The sequence below is a fragment of the Pilosibacter rotomagensis genome (genome assembly GCF_045062245.2).
Taxonomy (GTDB): Bacteria; Bacillota; Clostridia; order Lachnospirales; family Lachnospiraceae; genus Pilosibacter.
Window position 1 is genome coordinate 3,032,501 of the sequence record NZ_CM170323.1, and the last position, 19,384, is coordinate 3,051,884.

Sequence of the window (19,384 nt, forward strand, 5' to 3'; positions counted from 1 at the left end):
CCACTGTTTTTCCCGGTTGTCCAGGACCAGGATCGGATGTTCCGGAGTTGCCGTGGTCTCATTGGAACGAAATAACGTAAATGTGCATTTCGCGTTCTTTCTCTCTTCTTTTGCTTCCGCATTAAAATCAAAAACTGACATGTTTTTCTCCCTTGTACAGAAGTGCCTCCGCGATCACCATATCCTCCGGAGTCGTCACTTTAATATTAGAATAGCTGCCTTCCACGAATTTTACCTTTGTATCCGTCATCAGCTCTACCACCATTGCGTCGTCCGTGATATGGCTGCGGTCTGCCCCCGGTGCGAAGATCTTCTCATACGCACGATAGATCAGCTCAAACTGGAATGCCTGCGGGGTCTGGATCTGCCACAGGGTGCTGCGGTCCGGGGTGCTCTCGGAAAATCCGTCCGCGTCCGCCACTTTGATCGTATCCTTTACCGGCATCGCTGCCACGCAGGCAGAATAGCTGCAGGCGCCATCCACTGCGTGCGCAATGATCTCCCCGTCCACAAGCGGTCTCGCCCCATCATGAATCAGGACGATCCCATCTTCCGGGAATCCTGCTGCCTTCAAAGCGCAGAGACCGTTCCAGACAGAGTCATACCGCTCTTTTCCGCCCGGCACGACCTGTTTCACGCTGGAAAACCCATAGGCCTCCACGATATCCTTCCTGCAGAATTCCACCTCGTCCGCCCCGGTCACCAGGATGATCGTATCCATTCCGCTCATCTCAAACGCACGCAGGGCATGGACCAGCACCGGCTCTCCGTTTAAGAGCAGATACTGTTTCGCCACCTTGCTGTGCATCCGTTTTCCATGACCGGCCGCCAGAACGATCGCAGCCTTTTTTACCTGTTCCATTACCGTTCTCCCAGTTTCAGGTTCGGAACCGCGTTCAGATCCCAGCCTGCGCGCACTCCGTTGATGTATTCATAGTATCCGGCCGCGCCGATCATCGCCGCATTGTCGGTACAGAAGATCGGTGACGGATAATAAAACTCGATCCCGGCTTTCTCACATGCCGCTTTCATCCCGGCACGGAGGGCAGAGTTCGATGCGACACCACCCGCGATCGCAAGCTTCTTATAGCCAAATTCCTTTGTCGCAGCGATCGCACGGCTCACAAGGACGTCCACCACTGCGTTCTGGAACGAAGCACAGAGATCCGGGACATTGATCGTCTCGCCCTTCATCTCCGCCTGGTTGATATAGTTTAAGACAGCGGATTTCATACCGCTGAAGCTGAAATCATACTGGGATCCGCCAACCTTCGCACGCGGGAACTCCATGGCATGCGGATTTCCCTCTTTTGCCGCCTTGTCAACCTTCGGTCCGCCCGGATATCCGAGTCCGACCGCGCGGGCAACCTTATCGAAAGCCTCTCCGGCCGCGTCATCCATCGTGCGTCCGATGATCTCAAACTCGCCGTAATCCTTTACGATCACAAGGTGGGTATGTCCGCCGGACACGATCTCGCAGACAAACGGCGGCTCCAGATCCGGATGCTCGATAAAGTTCGCGGAAACATGTCCCTCGATGTGATGGACCGGGACCAGCGGTTTCTTTGCCGCATAGGCGATCGCCTTCGCAGCCGCAACTCCGACAAGAAGAGCACCCACAAGACCCGGACCGTAAGTCACCGCGATCGCCGTGATCTCGCCCAGAGTCATATGCGCCTCATCAAGGGCAACCTGAACCACCTGGTTTACCTTCTCAATATGCTTTCTCGATGCGATCTCCGGCACTACGCCGCCATAGAGCGTGTGGAGCGCGATCTGGGATGAGATCACGTTGGACAGCACCTCACGTCCATTCTTTACGACGGAAGCTGCCGTCTCGTCACAGGAGCTCTCGATTGCAAGTATATATACGTCTTCTTCAACACTGTGTATCTTCATTTTCTAATCCTCGTCAAATCCAAGTTCTGCAGACCAGCCATCGCGGGCGGTCTTGATCTTCGGGAAAATCTCCCTGATCTCATTCAAATATTCCTCCGGATGCATCAACGACGGGCTGTAATGCGTCAGCCACATCTCCCTCGGATTCGCTTCCTTTCCGAGCTTCGCTGCCTCCTGGAACATCATGTGCTTATTCTCCCGCGCATTCGCGATCTTCTCCTTCTCGCCGTACATGCCCTCACAGATAAAAAGATCATTATCCGCAGCATATTCCGCGATCGCCGGGACCGGGCGCGTGTCAGTCGTGTAAGTCACAGAAATCCCGCGGCGCTTCTCGCCCAACACCATATCCGGCGTCAGGGTCCGTCCCTCATGCTCGATCGTCTCGCCCTTCTGGAGTCTGCTCCAGAACTTCTGCGGGATCTCCTGCGCTCTCGCCCGCTCCACATCAAACTTGCCGTTCCTCGGGATCGTGATACGGTAGCCGTAGCAGGTAACACGGTGATTCACACGAAACGCATCGACCACATACGGCCCCGCCTGGAACTTTTCCCTCGGCTCCGTGAGCTCCTTAAACACAAGCGGAAACGGAAGCTCCGGCGCGATCGTCCGGAGCGCGCCGACAACCCGCTCCAGCCCCTTCGGACCCACAAGAAGCACCGGCTCCGTCCGCTCCGCATTTCCCATCGTCAAAAGGAAACCCGGAAGCCCACTGATATGGTCCGCATGATAATGCGTAAAACAGATCACGTCCACCGGTTTCGGACTCCATCCCTTTTCCTTCAAAGCAATCTGGGTCCCCTCGCCGCAGTCAATCAACAGATTACTGCCGTCACAGCGCGCCATCATAGACGTCAGCCAACGATACGGCAGCGGCTGCATGCCCCCGGTCCCCAGTAAACAGATATCTAACATGTAATTTCCTCTGCATTCTATCATAATGGCGGGGTCAAAAAAACTTTTGTCCCCTTTGATACTAAATTTATCAAGTCTGCACGTATCATACCATAAAGCGCCAGTCATATGCAAGAGATGCAGCCCTTATTCCTCAGGAAAGAAACCATCGAAAGACACCTTATACTCCCATCGATGTGCCCGCCACGAGCGTCCCATCTGCAATACACAGCGGTGAGCTTCCGATCAGGAGTGCATTGATCCGGGGATCTGGTTCCACTTGGCTCGCGGACGGATGCGTTGGAGGACAGGGGACACTTGTCTGAGCGCAGCGAGTTGTGTCCCTGTCCTCCGCCCTTAGCAGCCATCCGCAAGCTTAGTGGAACCATCCCCGCATCCCCAGCACTCCTGAGCGGAAGCTCACCGCGTACCCCCCGCCAACAAAAAAGGCAGGCAACCTCTCCAGCCGCCCGCCTTGATCCTTTTACAGCATCTCGATTTCCTCCTCCACCTCCACCGCAACCCGGAACTCCCCCGTCACCTCATCATAGCACTCCTCACACAGATCAAAATGGTGAACCTCCCCATCCTTCTCCGAAAAGAAATCCCACGCATGATCCGACGAAAACACGCCTTCCCGCACGATCCCATTCCTCACTGCCAACTTCCTTCCGCACCTGTTGCAGATCACGCTCTCCAACCGACCGTCTTTTCCGTATTTTCTCATATTTCTCTTTTCCTCCGCCTTCATCATCCCCGGTTCCCCCGGAGTCCCCTACAGTATAGCGGAAAAAATCATGATTTTAAGTGGGAATCGATGGAACCGGCCGTCTCCACATGATGAGCGCGTCCTCCACCGGATCATGATAATAATTCTTCCGAACAGCCTCCGCCTGAAAACCATAGAATTTATAAAGGTTTATCGCAGGCGTGTTCCCGGCACGCACCTCCAGAGTCAAATCCGGTGCCTCCTTCTCCCTTGAAGAGATTTCCAGACGATCCATGAGTTTCTTTGACTCCCCATGTCCCCTGTATTCCGGAAGCACAGCGATCCTCATAAGCTCCCCTTCCCCTGCGAGAAACCGGAAATTCGCATACCCGATCACGGAATTCTTCTTGTCCGCAAGCACCCAGGCCTCGTCCCACTCGCTCTCCAGCATATCGGAGAGAAGCTTCTCCGACCATGCATCGGAAAAACAAGTCTGTTCGATCCGTTCCACCGCCGGAAGATCATCCGCAGTCATCGCACGAAGAATCGTCTCCGCCTTTCCCGCGGACTTCGCCTCATCGCTACTATCCTTTGTATATTTGTTGTAATTATTAGAATTTTCATGAATATTGTTTATTTCCACTATATTCTCCTTTTTTGCTGCATTGCAGTCATTCCCAATGATCGGTCCATCTGCATCCCGCCCAGATCGCTTCGCCGGAAAATTTCTCTGCATATACAGACTGCCGGGAACGAAAGTCCCGGCAGAATCGTATGATGCAATATTCGATTCATGAATAAACGTAACTGTTCAGTACCCTCACACCTACAAGAGCCTCCCCACGGAGCTTCCCTTCAGATGTATGGCAAGTTACGAGCAAAAATGCATTCCGAATCGGCTTTGCCGATGGGATTTTTTCCTTCCTATCCATGTTTTTCAGAATTGTAAACGCAGAAATCATGAAACACTTCCACATTCGTGCGATCAGAAAACTCTTACCGTTTCTTCTCCGGCGTAAAATCTCCTTCAATGACCTTCCACGCCGCCTCGACACTGAAATACTCACGAATATACTTCTGCGTCTCCTCGCACATTCTGCGACACTCCGCCGGATCCTGGTACATCTTGACAACCTCATCGGCAAACGCCTCCGGTCCGTCAGCGACCTTCATGACGCGTTCCGCCTCCGGGATTCCCTCGGAACCGATGGAAGTAGTGACGATGGCCGATCCATTATAGACCGCCTCGACAACCTTTCCCTTGACTCCGGCACCGTAACGCAGCGGAACCACAACGATCCGGGATGTCGCATAGAGAGATGCAAGCTCTTCCTCTGTGACGAAGCCCTTGACGATGATGCCGCTTCCCGGCTGCTCAAGCGCCTTGATCTCATCCGTCACCTTGGATCCGACAACATAGAAGTTCACATCAAGCTTCTGTCTGATCAGCGGGAAGATCTCCTTTGCGAACCAGAGAACCGCGTCAGCATTCGGCGGATGCGCGAATCCACCGACAAACAGCAGTCCTTCCCTCTTTTCGAAGTCCTTGTCGATATTCTCCAGGAACTTCTCGTAGACATAGGCAGTGATCGCCCTGATCTTGTACTCCGGATGGATCGCATGGATTGCTTCTTCCTCCACGTAAGACGGATAGTAGGATACCGCCGCCTTCTCCATCAGGGAGAACTCGATGGATTTCCAGTAATCGGACTCCCGCTTTTTCTGGATATCGCCGGTGAGCTCATACTCCCGGTATTCTCTTAAGAAATGCAGGTCATGTCCGTAGTAGATCACCTTGATATTGGTGTTCTTCTTGATAAAGTCAATATATTTGATCGCGATATGCGGACGGTTCAGGTACGCAAAATCGATCTCGTCCTTATTCTTTGTCAGCCAGTCCCAGATTCCTGCCTGGTATCCCGGTCCGTATAAGATCTCCACGCCCATCTGCTGGAGTGTCGTCGAGTACGGCTCCTCGTGAAGGAAGTTGTCTCCGAGGAATTTCACGGAATATCCCATCTTCACGAACATTTTCAGGTACTGATAGGTCGTCTTGGAACCCGCATCCTTGTCAAACGTCGGGACATAATGGTCCACAACAAGGATCACCGGCTTCTTCTGGCTTCTCTCACGGGCACGGAACGGGTTCGGATTGCCTGTGTTGACAGACTGCTTTTTGAACTCCTCCGCCCACTTCTCTTTTAATTTTCTGCTGTTCTCCACCTGGTAGCGCTTCAGACCGGTTCCGTTGACATCGGTACCGTTGGAGACGCCCTCAAAGTGGATGACCTTCGATAACGGCTGGTAGACCACGCGGTATCCGGCTTTTCTCACCTCAAATGCAAGATCGGAGTCCTCACAGTATGCCGGTGCAAACAGCTCATCAAAGCCACCGATCTGCTTCCAGAGATCCGTCGAGAGCAGGATCGCCGCGCCGGAGATGTAGTCCACATCCTTCACGTAGTTGTACTCCGGTTTCTCCGGATCATCGAGACGGCCATAATTCCAGCCGGAACCATCGCTCCAGATAATTCCTCCAGCTTCCTGAAGACGTCCGTCCGGGTACACAAGCTTGGAACCGACCATTCCGATCGTCGGATTCGACTCGATCAGGTTCACAAGGGAGGAAAGCCAGCCCTGTGTTACCTGGGTGTCATTGTTTAAGAACATGACATACTTGCCGCGGGCCGCCTTCGCAGCCTGGTTGCAGTTTCTTAAAAATCCCTGGTTTGTCTTGTTTCTGCAGATCACGAGATTCTCCGCGTACAGGGAGAGTTCCTTTGTCGCATCCGTGGACACGTCATCCGCAATGATGATCTCGTAAGTCACATCCTTCGTGTTCTCCAGGATCGAGAGCAGGCAGGCATATGTGTAGTGGATCTGGTTGTAGACCGGGATCACGATGGAAACGGTCGGATGCTCCACATAGTCAAAGTGCAGCTTTCCGTGTTCCAGGTAACCGGCGCCGATCTTGAAATCTCCACGGATCCTGTTTCGTCCGTCCTTCGTGAAATACAGCTTTCCGTATTTTCCCGGATGGAAGACGGTATTCTTGAAATATCCAGCGATCTTTCTCTTTCTCGTGCCCTTCGGCATGACTTTATCCACAGCGTGATGGCATTTCCGGAGAATTTTCCACATGATCGCCTCATGTTTCGACAGATACTGCAGGTCTCCCGCCATTCTCGCATTCTCGCTTCTGAGACTTGTGATGATGTTCTCAAGATTCGTCACATGATTGTTGGTGAGGCGCTGGACCTCCTGCTGTTTCATGATCGTGACATCTTTCTCGGAGATCTCCTGCTTTAAATTCTCACACCAGTCTTTTACCTTGTAGAGCTCGCTCTCACGGTCTAAAAGGAACTCGACCGTCTTTGTCGGCTGCTCATACTGCTTCATGTAACCGAAGGAACCGGCATCATGGACATAGGACTGGAACGCCTTTTCCATTCCGTCAAAAACAGCCTGCTCTTCCGCTGTAATCCCAAAATGCGCGTATAGGTCCTCTTCTTTAACGTTCAGCACCTTCTCATAACGTCTGTAGAAATATAAGAGATTGCGGTATTTTAAGAATTTCTCCGGGATAGGGAAGTCAAATACCCACTCGTAGTCGATCCCGTAGATACAGTTCTCATTTTCCGGGACCATAAGGTTCTCGAAGAGTCCGTCCACGTTGGACACGGAAACCGCCTGATCGCTGATCTCCGGGACTTTCCCGAATACCGCCTCAAATTCCGGCGTTGCCTCAAATTTCTTCTCGTCAGGGTCTTCCGGGAACAGGACGTTCATCACCTTCTCAAGTTCCTGATACGGAACTTCCCCCATGACGATCGCCTCGCCCAGGGCGTCCCCTACGGTCTTACCGTTTAAGTACTGGAAAGAAACCGTCTTCTGATCCTTTTTCCACTCCGGTTTTAAAAAGCGAACGGCCGGATTCAGATCGCGGATCTTCTCATATTTTTCCCCGAATGAGCGGATATGCGCCTCGCCGGCTTTCGTGAGAGCTGTCTTCTCGACAGTGAGAACTCCGTCCTCCCTCACGATCTCCGTTTTCAGCTGGAACTGCTCCGCTCTGGTCCGATTGTATTTTACAAATAAAATCTGTCTCATGCCTTCCCCTTTTCCCACATGCCAAGAAATGAGTTCGTGAACTTCGCGAAATCTCCATTTCTGCATGCATTCGCCATGGCTTTCTCCTCGTTTCCGAACCAGAGTCCCGGTCCGTCAAGACGGGCGGAAATGTTCGTCACATCGCCGGTCTGCGGGAGATAGTCGTCGGAGTAGATAGTCACCGGGTAACGGTAGTCCGGAACCGGATAGTAGAGCATTGCGGTTCCGCCAAATTTCTCTTTTAAGTCCTCAAACAGGCCGCGGAACTCCACCTCTAGGAAGGAGTGCTCAAATGGTTCCGCTCCCATGAAATAGCGGACGCCGGACTCATTCTCTGCCGCTGCTAAGAGTTTTCCTCCCGGTCTCACAAGGGATGCCGCTCTTTCCAGCAGATCCGCTGCCCCGCTTTTCTCTGTCGCGGAAAGCATGGACGGCAGGATCACATAGTCGAATCCAGCTTTATAGAGCGCGTCCAGCTCCTCTGCTGCACGTTCTTTTCCCTTGTACTCTTTCCACCCAAGAGACTCTGCATCTGCCTTCGGAAGTTCCCCGCGGATCAGGAAGAGATTTTCCTTTTCTCCATGCCTTCTCCGGTTCACCTCCAGATTCTCATCCCGCTGATCCAGAACGACCACCTCACCGGCACGCTCTGTAAAAAGTCCGGTACAGGAACCGTAGTCGGATCCGACCTGGAGAACCCGGTCATTTTTTTTCATTTCCAGCCACTCGAAAAGATTTTCCCTTAACGGAGAAAATGCGTAGAGACACCACGGGCTTGTTTCTCCCCGCAGTGCCGCCTCCGCATCTCCTTTATACTTTTCGAGCAGGTCAAGAAGTTCATAACTGTAATCCTTCATCTTTTTCTCCCGCTATGTGTCACAGACATTTTTCCCGGATCCTGCCGGTCTTTTCAGACAGATCCTGCTGTCAAAATGCCATGTTCTGGTCTTATGCTTTTGTCAACGATGTCTCCACTTCCGATTCCATGTCATACACACCGACCGTATTCTTATTGGAGATCACCGTAAGGTTTGCGATATTGTACAGACGGTGGTATACCACATGTTCCTCACCCTCAAAGCCTGTACAGCTCATGGAGAGAAGATACTCGCCGCCCTGCAGTGTCATCTTCTGAGTAAAGGAAACATCGTAGACATCGCCGTCTCCCACCGGTTTGATGTCACAGCCCTCATACATGGTGTTCGTTCCGGTGAGATCCGTTCCCTTCTTGTCACGGATCGTATAGGTAAAGATCGGACACTTGATCGGCGCATGGAAGCGGATCCGCTCCCTGATCGTGAACATCTCTCCCTTTAGCAGGAGATTTGTGAGGTTTCCTCTCGCGTCAAAAAGCCCCAGATCAAAGATCTCTGCCCGTCCGTCTCCGTACTCGGTTCGGTCGGTGTTGATGGTGATCTTATCCTTCATGAGAGATCCATCGGAATGGACTTTCTCAGCCTTCACGTTCTTTTCTTCGCCCAGCATACCGCCGGAATAGTCGCTCTCCAGCTCTTCCTTTAAGGAATCCAGCTGGTTTGCCAGGATCTTCTTATAGAGATCCACCATATGGCCCGGCTCACCTTCCGCGATGAACTCGCCCTTGTTTAAGAGAACGACCTTATCGCAGTATTTGATGATACTGCCCATATCGTGGGTAACCATGAGGATCGTTGTTCCCCTCTGCTTGATCTCCTCCATCTTCCGGTAACATTTTGCCTGAAAGAATACGTCTCCGACGGACAGTGCCTCGTCGACGATCAGGATCTCCGGCTCCACGTTAATGTTAAGCGCAAATGCCAAACGGACGAACATACCGCTGGAGTATGTCTTCACCGGCTGATAGACAAAATCGCCGATATCCGCAAAATCCAGAATATCCTGCAGCTTTTCATCCATCTCTTTCCGGGAATACCCCATCATGGTGCCGTTCATATAGATATTTTCAATTCCGGTGTAGTCCATATTGAACCCGGCTCCAAGTTCCAGAAGCGCGGAGATCTTTCCCTCCACGTCCACCTGGCCGGTGGTCGGTGTGAGGACGCCGGTGATGATCTTTAAGATCGTTGATTTTCCGGAACCGTTCGTTCCGATAATGCCCACGGTCTGACCCTTTTCTACATTGAAGGAGAGACCATTTAAGGCATAGAAATCCTTGTGATAGCTTTTATGTGTCGGGCTTAAGGACTCTTTCAGTCGATCGATCGGCTTGTCGTAGAGTCTGTACACCTTCGTCACGTCTTTTACTGTAATCGCATTGGCAGACATGGTTCCCTCCTACAATACATCTGAGAAATGCGGACGGAGCCGCTTGAATACTTTGAGTCCCACTAACATGGTGATCAGGGTCACTGCCCAGAAATACACGGTCAGTGTCGGACGCATGAAGAACCAGTCTCCCGTCAGCATGCTGTCACGGTATCCCGCCGCGATATAATAAAACGGGTTCAGTTTCAGGATCATCGGAGCCATCGTCAAGCCCTTATCTAAGAATAACTGTTCACTGTACATGATCGGGGTCAGCCACATGCCGAACTGCAGGCAGATGCTGACGATCTGTGCCATATCCTTAAAGAATACCTGGATCGCACTCGTAAGGTACGTGAGCGCCAGAGCGTACATGGATGTGGCAAAGGAGTAATAAATGATCTGGATCCAGGAAAGTTCCGGTTTTTTGCCGCTGATCAGGAACACGAAGAACATGATCAGGACGAAAAATACATGCACAAACAGACAGGAGATCAGCTTGATCACCGGCAGGATCTCCACTTTGAATACTACTTTTTTTACCAGATAATTGTACTCCTGAAGGCATCCCGTTCCGCAGTTCAAGGCTTCAGAGAAGAAGAACCACGGGGCGATGCCCGGAATCAGCCACTGGACGTATGAGGCGTTCGGCACCGGCGGCGCACTCTTGAATCCGATCGGACCGAAGATGAGCCAGTAGATCAGGACGGTGACGATCGGCTGGATGAACATCCAGACAACGCCAAAATAGGAGCCGACAAAACGTTTTCTGAAATCTGCCTTGGAAAGCTCCCAGATCAGTTTTCTTTTTGCCACCAGCTCCTTCAGTAATGAAGTCAAATAATTCACGCTTTTACAACCTTTCTATTGATGCAGTTCCTGGCAGCGCCCTATGTCGCTAAATGCGGAAAGATGCCTACGCAAACAAGTTTGCGACACATCTTGCCGCATTTGGCGCCGCACTGCTAATTACTAACGATCAAACTTGAATATCTCTTTAAATCCCGGCCATTTCTGGTCTTTCTCAGAGATGATGAGCTGCATATCCGGCGTGATCGGCCACTTTACGCCGATGGTCTCATCGTTCCATGCAAGTCCGCCCTCGTCACCCGGATGATAGAAATCGGTACACTTGTAAGCAAACTCTGCTTCATCGGAAAGAACGACAAAGCCGTGGGCAAAGCCTTCCGGAATATAGAACTGTTTCTTATTCTCCGCAGAAAGCTCAACGCCGAACCACTTGCCGTATGTCTTAGAGTGTGTTCTTAAGTCAACCGCTACATCGAACACAGTTCCGCGTACCGCACGGACAAGCTTGCCCTGCGGGAACTGTTTCTGGAAGTGAAGGCCGCGGAGTACACCCTTTACGGACATCGACTGGTTATCCTGTACGAAAACCATATTGAGTCCTGCCTCTTTAAAATCATTCTGGTTGTATGTCTCCATAAAGTATCCGCGCTCGTCGTTGAATACGGTCGGCTCGATCACATGAAGGCCTTCGATTACCATTCCATCTGTTTCACAGGAAGAAACTTTAATCTTTCCCATAGTCTTTTACCTCACCTTTTTATAAATTTACGGCTGTGCTTGTTTTCTCTTTCGGCATATGTCCGTTTCATTTCCGGAGTAAAAGCATATGCTTTTTCGGATCAGCCGCTGTATTTCCGCCATTTTTCGGCATTTCCGCACTACATCATACCACCCGGAGTGCAGAATGACAATATTTTTCTGCTCTGACCTGCCACACAGCCATTGATATAGAGGAATATGCAGCAAATCAGTTTACATAATTGTAACTATTCAGTACCTTCATAGTTACACGCAAAAATCCATTCCAGATCAGCTTCGCTGATGGGATTTTTGCCTCCTATCCTATGTTTTCTTACGGTCAGCGCAGCAAGTGCGCAGACCTACTGAACAGTTTTACATAATTTTCAACTCTATTTCCAGTAATTCCGGTTCATAGATAACTTAACTACCAATGCCTTCGGCAGCTTTTTATACCGCTTTCCTGCGAGATATCCCATATATTTAAACCCGCTGTCCACCACAAGCTTCGGCACGAGGTATGTATGCCCCGTTTTTACCAGCCAGCGCACGGTGTCCTTTACCATGCGGATCCCCTCGCCCTCAGACCGGATCCCGGAGAATACATCGGGATGATCCGCCTGAGAGACCGCAAGATCGAAATTTCTGTGGAACTGCTCCACCGCCGTGTAGTTGTGGGAGTGGATCACTCTTGCGTCTGCCGCATAGCAGACCGCATATCCGTTCTTCATGGCCTTCGCCGCGAAGATCATGTCCTCATTGAAGATCGTCTTCCGGATAAATCCCCCCAGCTCCATATAGATCTCCCGCTTATATGCCGCACAGACATTGGAACAGAAGTATGTCTTGATTCCAAGCGTGTCGAGATCCGAGAGCCTCTTTATCCGGCTTTTGTCCGGATAGTTGAACTCTCTCGTGTGGCGCTCGATGATATTGCAGTCCTTTGCGGGAAGCTGTCTCGCATATGCCACGGCGATATCCTTCTCTGCAAAAAGCGCGTCCGTCAGGGCTTTTAAGAGCCCCGTGTCCGCCGGAAGCGCGTCGTGAGTCATGCAGACACAGACATCCGCGTCGGAATGTTCGATCCCTGCATTTCTCGTGGCACCGTGGTCAAATTCTTCCTTCGTCACATGGTACACGGAGAGATTTTCCGGAAGTTTTCCCGGTTCCAGAGTCTCCGTCCACTTATCCCACAGGGACTTTTCTGTATTCATGACGATCAGCCGATCCACCGGTACGGTCTGGTGTCCCAACTGGTCAAATAATTCCAACAATCTGTTTCCCGGACCGTAGACCGGGATGATCACATCAACCTTCATTATGTTTTTGTGCTCTCTCTTTCTGTTTCATAAAGCCTGCCGAAAAGATTCCGAAAAATACCATCAGTGCCGCCATCAAAAGCATGTATACAAAGGAACCGCCCTGAATCCCGCCCGTCCGGACAAACCAGCCGGAGGAAAGGACCGCCAGCACACTGACGAAAGCATATCCAAGAATGATGAACTTCTGTTTCTGCATAATTATGAGCGAATAATAAAACAGGTTCATGAACGCATTCAGTGCTCCTCCAAGGATGATGAGTACCAGTGCCGCACGGCAGGTGGAAAGCCCCTCCCGCAGGTTCGGGTACAGCAGGCTAATCACCGGAATGCCGAGCAGCCATGCGCCGCCCACTGCGAGGACTGTCAGCGCCGCAATGATCAGGGCAAGATTCCTGATGATCTTCCGGAATGCTTTTAAGTGTCCGGTCTCCCAGTCCACCGCGAGCTTTGTGAGGTACGGGCGGATCACGAAACCGGCAACCAGATTGATCACGCTGGTCGGCATAAAGATCGCGCCGTAGACTGCGAGATCACGGTCCGCCATATTGGCCTCAATGGCATATTTCGATGCGGAAAAGATATAGAAGTCCAGAACCACCGAGAAAAACAACAGGATATTATCCCGAAAGAGCTGGAATTTCTTTCCTCGCGCCGACTTCCATGTCACATTCGGGAGTTCCCGGATCACGAGGAAGTCAAACAGGAAAAATCCCACGATCTGCGCGCCCACCGCCCAGATACTGGCCGTCAGAAGTTCTCCCGTCAGTGCGAGGCTTCCGAGGAAACATGCCACGGAGAGGATCGTCCGGAATGCATTGGATTTTCCTGTCAGATACAGTCTTCCGCCGCGCTGGAATTCCGCCTCGTATGTATCTGCCAGAGCATCGATGACCTTGTAGACCACCATCAGGAATACGATGGCCGCTTTCTCAAAGGTATAGCCGCTGACCATCACATAGCTAAAGCCCACAAGGATCGCGAGGCCGCAGGTGATGAGACGCAGCCCGAGATAGTCACCGAAGGTGTACTTCTCCCCGGTATCCGTGATCTGGAACGGACGGATCCCGAAGTACGCCGCCATGAACATGTGCTGTCCGAAGGTGGTAAAGGCGAAGGTGAACACTCCGCCCGCGTCCTCGCCCGCAAGCTGGACCACCGCGATAGAGAGCACCATGGACGCAAAGGCGTAGAGGAAGCTTCCGATCATATTCCAGATAATGTTCTTCTGCTCCGATACCGCGGATCCGTCACCGATGATGAGTCCTGCAAATCCGTGGGGCACCTTTGGCCGGTTATTCATTTCCGAATTCCTTCTTTACGCAGGAAAGTGCGGATTCGATGACCTTATCCATATCATAGTAGCGGTATTCCGCAAGTCTTCCGCCGAAGATCACACTCTTCTCTTTTCCAGCAAGTTCCGCGTATTTCTTATATAATTCCTGGTTTCTCTCATCGTTTACCGGATAGTATGGCTCCATACCCTCGGTCCACTCCGCTGGGTACTCTCTCGTGATGACTGTCTTCTCCTGGGTTCCGAACTCGAAGTGTTTGTGCTCAATGATCCTCGTGTACGGAGTCTCGCGGTCGGTGTAGTTGATGACCGCATTGCCCTGATAATTGTCGCAGTCTAAGACCTCCGTCTCGAACCGCAGGCTGCGGTACTGGAGTTTTCCGAAGCAGTAGTCAAAATAGCTGTCAATGGTTCCTGTATACACGACCTTGTCCGCAAGCGCATCATATTTCGCTTTATCCGCCAGATAGTCGGTTCCAAGGCGGATCTCACAGCCCTCAAAGAGCTTTTCTGTGATCTTATTGTAGCCGCCGATCGGGATCCCCTGATAGAGATCGTTAAAGTAGTTGTTGTCATAGGTGTAGCGCACCGGAAGACGTTTGATGATGAAAGCCGGGAGCTCCTTGCAGTCTCTGCCCCACTGTTTCTCAGTGTAGCCCTTGACAAGCTTCTGGTAGATGTGGGTTCCCACAAGGCTGATGGCCTGCTCTTCCAGGTTCTTCGGCTCGCCCTTGATGACCTTTCTCTGCTCGTTGATGATCTTTTTTGCCTCCTCCGGAGTGGAGATTCCCCACATGCGGCTGAAGGTATTCATATTGAACGGCATGTTGTACATCTCGCCCTTGTAGTTCGCAACCGGGCTGTTTGTGTAGCGGTTGAATTCCACGAGGCTGTTCACAAAGTTCCAGACTTCCTTGTTACTGGTATGGAAGATATGGGCGCCGTAGCGGTGTACGTTGATGCCCTCGATATTTTCGCAGTAGATGTTTCCGCCTGCATGTCCTCTCTTCTCAAGAACGAGGCAGGTCTTTCCGGCTTTTTTTGCGTAGTACGCGAAAACTCCGGCGAAAAGTCCGCTGCCCACTAACAGGTAATCATATTGTTTCTTCATATAGACTGTTCTCCTCATTGTCCCGGCTTTTCTGCGCCGATGTATTTTGCAGCATGGGTGAGCTGGATTTTGTGTCCTGCTGCCTGAATTACTCTTCTTCCTTAACAAAGATTTTTTCTTTCGGAAGAATTTCGCGGACCTCCTCCACGAGCTGGACTGCCGCAAACAGGGCAGATCCGGCAAAAATAAAGATATCACCCAGGTTGAAGACCACTTTTTTCAGTTTCTTCCACTGGATGCTGAAATAGTCCACCACATATCCGCGTTTGAGCCGGTCATAAAGGTTGCTCGCTCCGCCGGCCAGCACCAGGGTCAGCGCCGTCTTCTCCAGCACGCGTCCCTTCTTTCCGATCACATACGCCCATGCACCGGCTACCGCCGACAGCATGCAGACCGGGACCATCTCCACAAGTTTCGGGTATTCCTTCATGAATCCGAAGGAAAAGCCCGGATTGTGGTTTTTGTAGAGGCGGATCAGGCCGCCTGATTCTTTCACGGTTTTCGGGAATTCTTCATCGGGTCTGGCTTCGATCTCTTTTTTCACAGCCAGATCTGTAAGCGCAAGCGTCGTTCCGAATGTCAAAAATCCAAACATTGCGATTCCCCTTTCTTTTCTATCTTACATGATTGCATACTTTCACAGATATCCTTATATTACAACATTTTAAAGGGTCCGTCCATATATTTCTTATTTCACGGTCAGACCGCGGCGCCATTTTCACACGTTTTCTTACCCATTTCATTTACGCCTCTCGTTCCTCTTCCCGTTTTCTGATCCTGTAATTTTTTTTGGGAACATGTGCCCTTGTCCCTCATATACATATATAGTATGAACCATTTTCTGCGGAGTATCAGCCATGTCATGTACAAATTCTGTCGCGTCGGAAGATTTTGCGGATTTTATCGCGCCTTATTTTACTACACCTGAAGAGTTTATTCGTTCACAGGGGACAGACTGCATTGATTTTGTGAATTCTACACTGGCGGTCGTCTATGTTCCGCTCTCCACGGTGACACCTTCTACTTATACTTCCTATACATATTCGGCAGTTCCGAAGCTATATAGTCTTCTGGATGTCACAAGTATGGATGCTGCCGGGATCACGCCAGCGGGGGAGCTTCCGGTGCTGAACAATCAGGGCGCGGGAGTTATTGTGGGATTTGTGGATACGGGGATCAATTATACAGATTCGCTGTTTCGGAATGTAGATGGAAGTACAAGAATTATTGGGATATGGGACCAGACAAATAATTCAGATAATTCTAACAATATAGAGAATGAAACTGTAAAACCATTTTCTGCCTTCTCAGCTCTCTACGGCACGCAATACACTGCCGAGGAGATCAACCTAGCCCTGAACTCCGACAATCCCGCCTCCATCGTCCCCACCCGGGACGAAAACGGACATGGAACATTTCTCGCTTCCATTGCCGCCGGGAACCGGGATGAACGGGCGGGATTTTCCGGGGCGGCACCGCAGGCATCCATCGCCATGGTGAAATTAAAACCCGCCAAGCAGTATCTCCGTGACTTCTACCTGATCCGGGACGGGGCAGAGGCCTACCAGGAAAACGATATCATGATGGGCGTCTCCTATCTCTATTTTCTCGCCAGAAAATACTCCATGCCCCTCGTCGTCTGCATTCCTCTCGGCACCAATATAGGAAGCCACATGGGAATGAGCCGCCTCGGGCAGTATTTAAACCAGGTCAGCCTTTCTAACGGTTCCGCCGTCATCACCGCTGCCGGGAACGAGACCGGGGCAAGACATCACTTCCGGGCTGTCATGGACGCAAGCACGGATGAAGTCACCGCGGAGCTGCGGGTGGGGGAACGGGAAGCCGGTTTTTCCATGGAACTTTGGGCAGAGAACATGGGTGTCTACACGGTAGGCTTTATCTCACCGACCGGCGAAGTTGCGCGGGAGATTTCCGTTCCGCTCCGGGGCGAGAACACGGTGTCCTTTCTCCTGGAACAGACCCAGATCACAGTCTACACCCAGATCGCCGATGTGAGCGCCGGAAGCCAGTTTATCTTTATGCGCTTCGAAAACCCCATGTCCGGGATCTGGCGGATCCTGATACGGAACTCTCTGGACATCCGTGAGACCTTTCATCTCTGGCTGCCGGTCCGGGGCTTTATCACCGATGAGACCTATTTTCTCCGCCCGGATCCCGATACGATCATCACAGATCCCGGAAATGCCCGGTATCCCATCACTGTCACCGCCTACGACCACACCAAAAACAGCATCTACATCCACGCCAGCCGCGGCTACAGCCTGTCCGGCCGGATAAAGCCGGACCTCGCTGCCCCGGGTGTCAACATCTTAGGCGCGTCCGTCTCAGGAAGACGTCTCACAAGAATGTCCGGCACCTCCGTCTCCGCCGCCCACCTCGCCGGTGCCGCGGCGATCCTGTTGAACTGGGGCGTCCTCAATGCAAATTATCCGTATCTCAACACGCCGGTGCTAAAGTCCATCTTCGTCCGTGGGGCACAAAGAAATCCAGCGCTCACATACCCGAACCGTGAGTTCGGATATGGAACGCTGAATCTGTATGAAGCTTTTTTACATCTCAGAAACCTTTAATTTATAACATCCGATGCCGTGCAGACACTATCAGCAGGATTCATATTTATTCAGCTTTGTAACAGGCTTCCGTCGGCCCCGGCAGAGCAGCCGCCTTCTTGTCCGCCGTAGAATACTCCCGCATCTCGATCCGCGGGCCGCCGTGTTTTTCCAGATACGCGCGGGTGATCGTCACAGCACCGATCTCCGAGTCCTTCGGGATCTCGAACATGATATCGAGCATAAATTCCTCGATGATCGCACGGAGCGCTCTCGCGCCGGTGTCTTTCTTTAAAGCCTGTTCCGCGATCCATTCCAATGCGTCATCATCAAAGTTTAAGTTGACTTCATCCATTGCGAGAAGCTTCCGGTACTGCTTTAAGATCGCATTCTTCGGCTCCTTTAAGATCCGCACCAGGAAGTCCTTCGTGAGTCCCTGGAGTGTCACTGTCACCGGAAGTCTTCCGAGGAACTCCGGGATCATTCCGAACTCCCTGAGATCCTGGTTTGTGACCTTTGAGAGAATGTCCGGATCCTTATCGTACTTGTCTTTCGGGTCGGAGCCGAATCCGATGGACGTTGTGTTCGTCAGGCGCTCCTTGATGATCGTTTCAAGATCCGGGAACGCACCTCCGCAGATAAAGAGGATATTGTCCGTGTTGACCATTTCCATCGGAGTCATGGCATTCTTCTGCCCTGTTCCGACCGGGACTTCCACATCCGCTCCCTCAAGAAGCTTTAAGAGCTCCTGCTGAACAGACTCACCGCTGACATCGCGGGTATTCGTGGACTTCTTCTTCGCGATCTTATCGATCTCATCGATGAATACGATCCCCATCTCCGCCTTCTGGATATCGCCGCCCGCCGCCGCGAGAAGCTTTGTGAGAACGCTCTCGATATCATCACCGATATATCCGGCTTCCGTCAGCGAAGTCGCGTCCGCGATCGCGAGCGGCACATCGAGAAGTTTCGCAAGTGTCTTTACAAGATACGTCTTACCACTTCCGGTCGGTCCGATCATCAGGATATTCGATTTTTCGATCTCAATATCTGTTCCGTACTTCTCCGCATCCGGGGATGTCTTTGAGAATACACGTTTATAATGGTTATAAACCGCGACGGAAATCACCTTTTTCGCCTGTTCCTGTCCGATCACATATTCGTCGAGCTGCGCCTTGATCGCGTGGGGAGCCGGGATCTCGCTGAGCTTGAACAGCTCTTTCTTCACTTTTTTCTTCTTTTTCTTTGAGCGTTTATGTCCCTGTCCCATCAGGGCTCCGAGGTCGATCTGACCGACCGGGATCCCGAAGATGTTTCCGAGCGGGATTCCTTCCATCTCTTCGCCATCTTCTTCGAAATCTTCATTGTCATCAGACTCATCCGCGTCCTCCACAGTCTGGGTTTTGTCCTCATCCGCATTGTCTGCAGGATCAGCTGTATTTGCAGCAGTCTGCTCTTCCTCTTTTTCGCCGTCACCGGTATGTCCGATCACATCTTTAGCTTTTTCCGGATCCAGATACATATTTTTCAGCATCTCCGGCGTAAACCCAGACATCTTTGTCCAGTCCATACCGCTTCCCATCATCATGTCAAACGATCTCTGCATGCAGTCCCTGCACACGTTCAGTCCGCCCGGCAGTGTGATCATCTTTCCCGCCTGGTTCTCCGTCCGTCTGCACATGCAGC

Annotated in this window: 17 protein-coding genes (1 of these 17 only partly in view); 1 reads left to right on the top strand and 16 read right to left on the bottom strand. The window is 51.6% G+C overall.

The window, feature by feature from the left end:
* The 15 genes from ACI3EW_RS13650 to ACI3EW_RS13720 form a co-directional block, all read right to left on the bottom strand.
* Positions 1–141: the beginning of an AAA family ATPase gene (locus ACI3EW_RS13650; protein ID WP_118533291.1), read on the bottom strand. Its footprint begins 1,350 nt before the window's first position; 141 of the gene's 1,491 nt are visible here — the first part of the coding sequence; it begins with the start codon at positions 139–141; its stop codon lies beyond the left edge, outside the window.
* A complete protein-coding gene (gene ispD, locus ACI3EW_RS13655) occupies positions 128–862 on the bottom strand; it encodes a 2-C-methyl-D-erythritol 4-phosphate cytidylyltransferase (RefSeq protein ID WP_118533293.1) in 735 nt (244 codons plus the stop codon). The genes ACI3EW_RS13650 and ispD overlap by 14 nt, the downstream gene beginning before the upstream one ends.
* Complete coding sequence (tsaD, locus tag ACI3EW_RS13660; RefSeq protein ID WP_118533295.1) at positions 862–1,899, bottom strand: tRNA (adenosine(37)-N6)-threonylcarbamoyltransferase complex transferase subunit TsaD; 1,038 nt, start codon at positions 1,897–1,899, stop codon at positions 862–864. Before tsaD ends, ispD begins: the two co-directional genes overlap by 1 nt.
* Positions 1,900–1,902: 3 nt before the next feature.
* Positions 1,903–2,814, bottom strand: a complete 912-nt coding sequence (locus ACI3EW_RS13665; RefSeq protein ID WP_118322624.1) for a ribonuclease Z — start codon at positions 2,812–2,814, stop codon at positions 1,903–1,905.
* Between the two features lie 463 nt (positions 2,815–3,277).
* Positions 3,278–3,547, bottom strand: a complete 270-nt coding sequence (locus ACI3EW_RS13670) for a hypothetical protein (protein WP_485663122.1) — start codon at positions 3,545–3,547, stop codon at positions 3,278–3,280.
* 49 nt (positions 3,548–3,596) lie between these two features.
* Positions 3,597–4,145, bottom strand: a complete 549-nt coding sequence (rimI, locus tag ACI3EW_RS13675; RefSeq protein WP_243022373.1) for a ribosomal protein S18-alanine N-acetyltransferase — start codon at positions 4,143–4,145, stop codon at positions 3,597–3,599.
* Between the two features lie 353 nt (positions 4,146–4,498).
* Positions 4,499–7,612 carry a glycosyltransferase gene (locus ACI3EW_RS13680; protein WP_118533297.1) on the bottom strand — a complete coding sequence of 1,038 codons (3,114 nt, stop codon included), beginning with the start codon at positions 7,610–7,612 and terminating at the stop codon, positions 4,499–4,501.
* Positions 7,609–8,469, bottom strand: coding sequence for a class I SAM-dependent methyltransferase (locus ACI3EW_RS13685; protein ID WP_118533299.1), 861 nt, complete (start codon positions 8,467–8,469; stop codon positions 7,609–7,611). Before ACI3EW_RS13685 ends, ACI3EW_RS13680 begins: the two co-directional genes overlap by 4 nt.
* A gap of 91 nt (positions 8,470–8,560) precedes the next feature.
* Positions 8,561–9,877 carry an ABC transporter ATP-binding protein gene (locus ACI3EW_RS13690; RefSeq protein ID WP_215702217.1) on the bottom strand — a complete coding sequence of 439 codons (1,317 nt, stop codon included), beginning with the start codon at positions 9,875–9,877 and terminating at the stop codon, positions 8,561–8,563.
* 9 nt (positions 9,878–9,886) lie between these two features.
* The gene (locus ACI3EW_RS13695) at positions 9,887–10,672 is read right to left on the bottom strand and encodes an ABC transporter permease (protein WP_485663125.1); all 786 of its coding nucleotides are present in this window, start codon (positions 10,670–10,672) and stop codon (positions 9,887–9,889) included.
* A 156-nt stretch (positions 10,673–10,828) separates the two neighbouring features.
* A complete protein-coding gene (gene rfbC, locus ACI3EW_RS13700; RefSeq protein WP_015553895.1) occupies positions 10,829–11,404 on the bottom strand; it encodes a dTDP-4-dehydrorhamnose 3,5-epimerase in 576 nt (191 codons plus the stop codon).
* A 392-nt stretch (positions 11,405–11,796) separates the two neighbouring features.
* Positions 11,797–12,723 carry a glycosyltransferase family 2 protein gene (locus ACI3EW_RS13705; protein WP_405580169.1) on the bottom strand — a complete coding sequence of 309 codons (927 nt, stop codon included), beginning with the start codon at positions 12,721–12,723 and terminating at the stop codon, positions 11,797–11,799.
* Positions 12,713–14,026, bottom strand: coding sequence for a lipopolysaccharide biosynthesis protein (locus tag ACI3EW_RS13710; RefSeq protein ID WP_405580166.1), 1,314 nt, complete (start codon positions 14,024–14,026; stop codon positions 12,713–12,715). Before ACI3EW_RS13710 ends, ACI3EW_RS13705 begins: the two co-directional genes overlap by 11 nt.
* The gene (gene glf / locus ACI3EW_RS13715; protein ID WP_405580163.1) at positions 14,019–15,128 is read right to left on the bottom strand and encodes a UDP-galactopyranose mutase; all 1,110 of its coding nucleotides are present in this window, start codon (positions 15,126–15,128) and stop codon (positions 14,019–14,021) included. Before glf ends, ACI3EW_RS13710 begins: the two co-directional genes overlap by 8 nt.
* Positions 15,129–15,216: 88 nt before the next feature.
* Entirely contained in the window at positions 15,217–15,723 is a 507-nt protein-coding gene (locus ACI3EW_RS13720) for a signal peptidase II (protein WP_118533309.1), read from the bottom strand.
* A gap of 262 nt (positions 15,724–15,985) precedes the next feature.
* Between ACI3EW_RS13720 and ACI3EW_RS13725 the strand changes: the two genes are divergently transcribed.
* Complete coding sequence (locus ACI3EW_RS13725; RefSeq protein ID WP_405580159.1) at positions 15,986–17,719, top strand: S8 family peptidase; 1,734 nt, start codon at positions 15,986–15,988, stop codon at positions 17,717–17,719.
* A 46-nt stretch (positions 17,720–17,765) separates the two neighbouring features.
* Here the strand turns inward: ACI3EW_RS13725 and clpX are convergent, their stop codons facing one another.
* Positions 17,766–19,379 (bottom strand): ATP-dependent Clp protease ATP-binding subunit ClpX, encoded by a 1,614-nt coding sequence (gene clpX, locus ACI3EW_RS13730; protein ID WP_405580185.1) that lies wholly within the window; start codon positions 19,377–19,379, stop codon positions 17,766–17,768.
* Positions 19,380–19,384 lie beyond the last annotated feature (5 nt).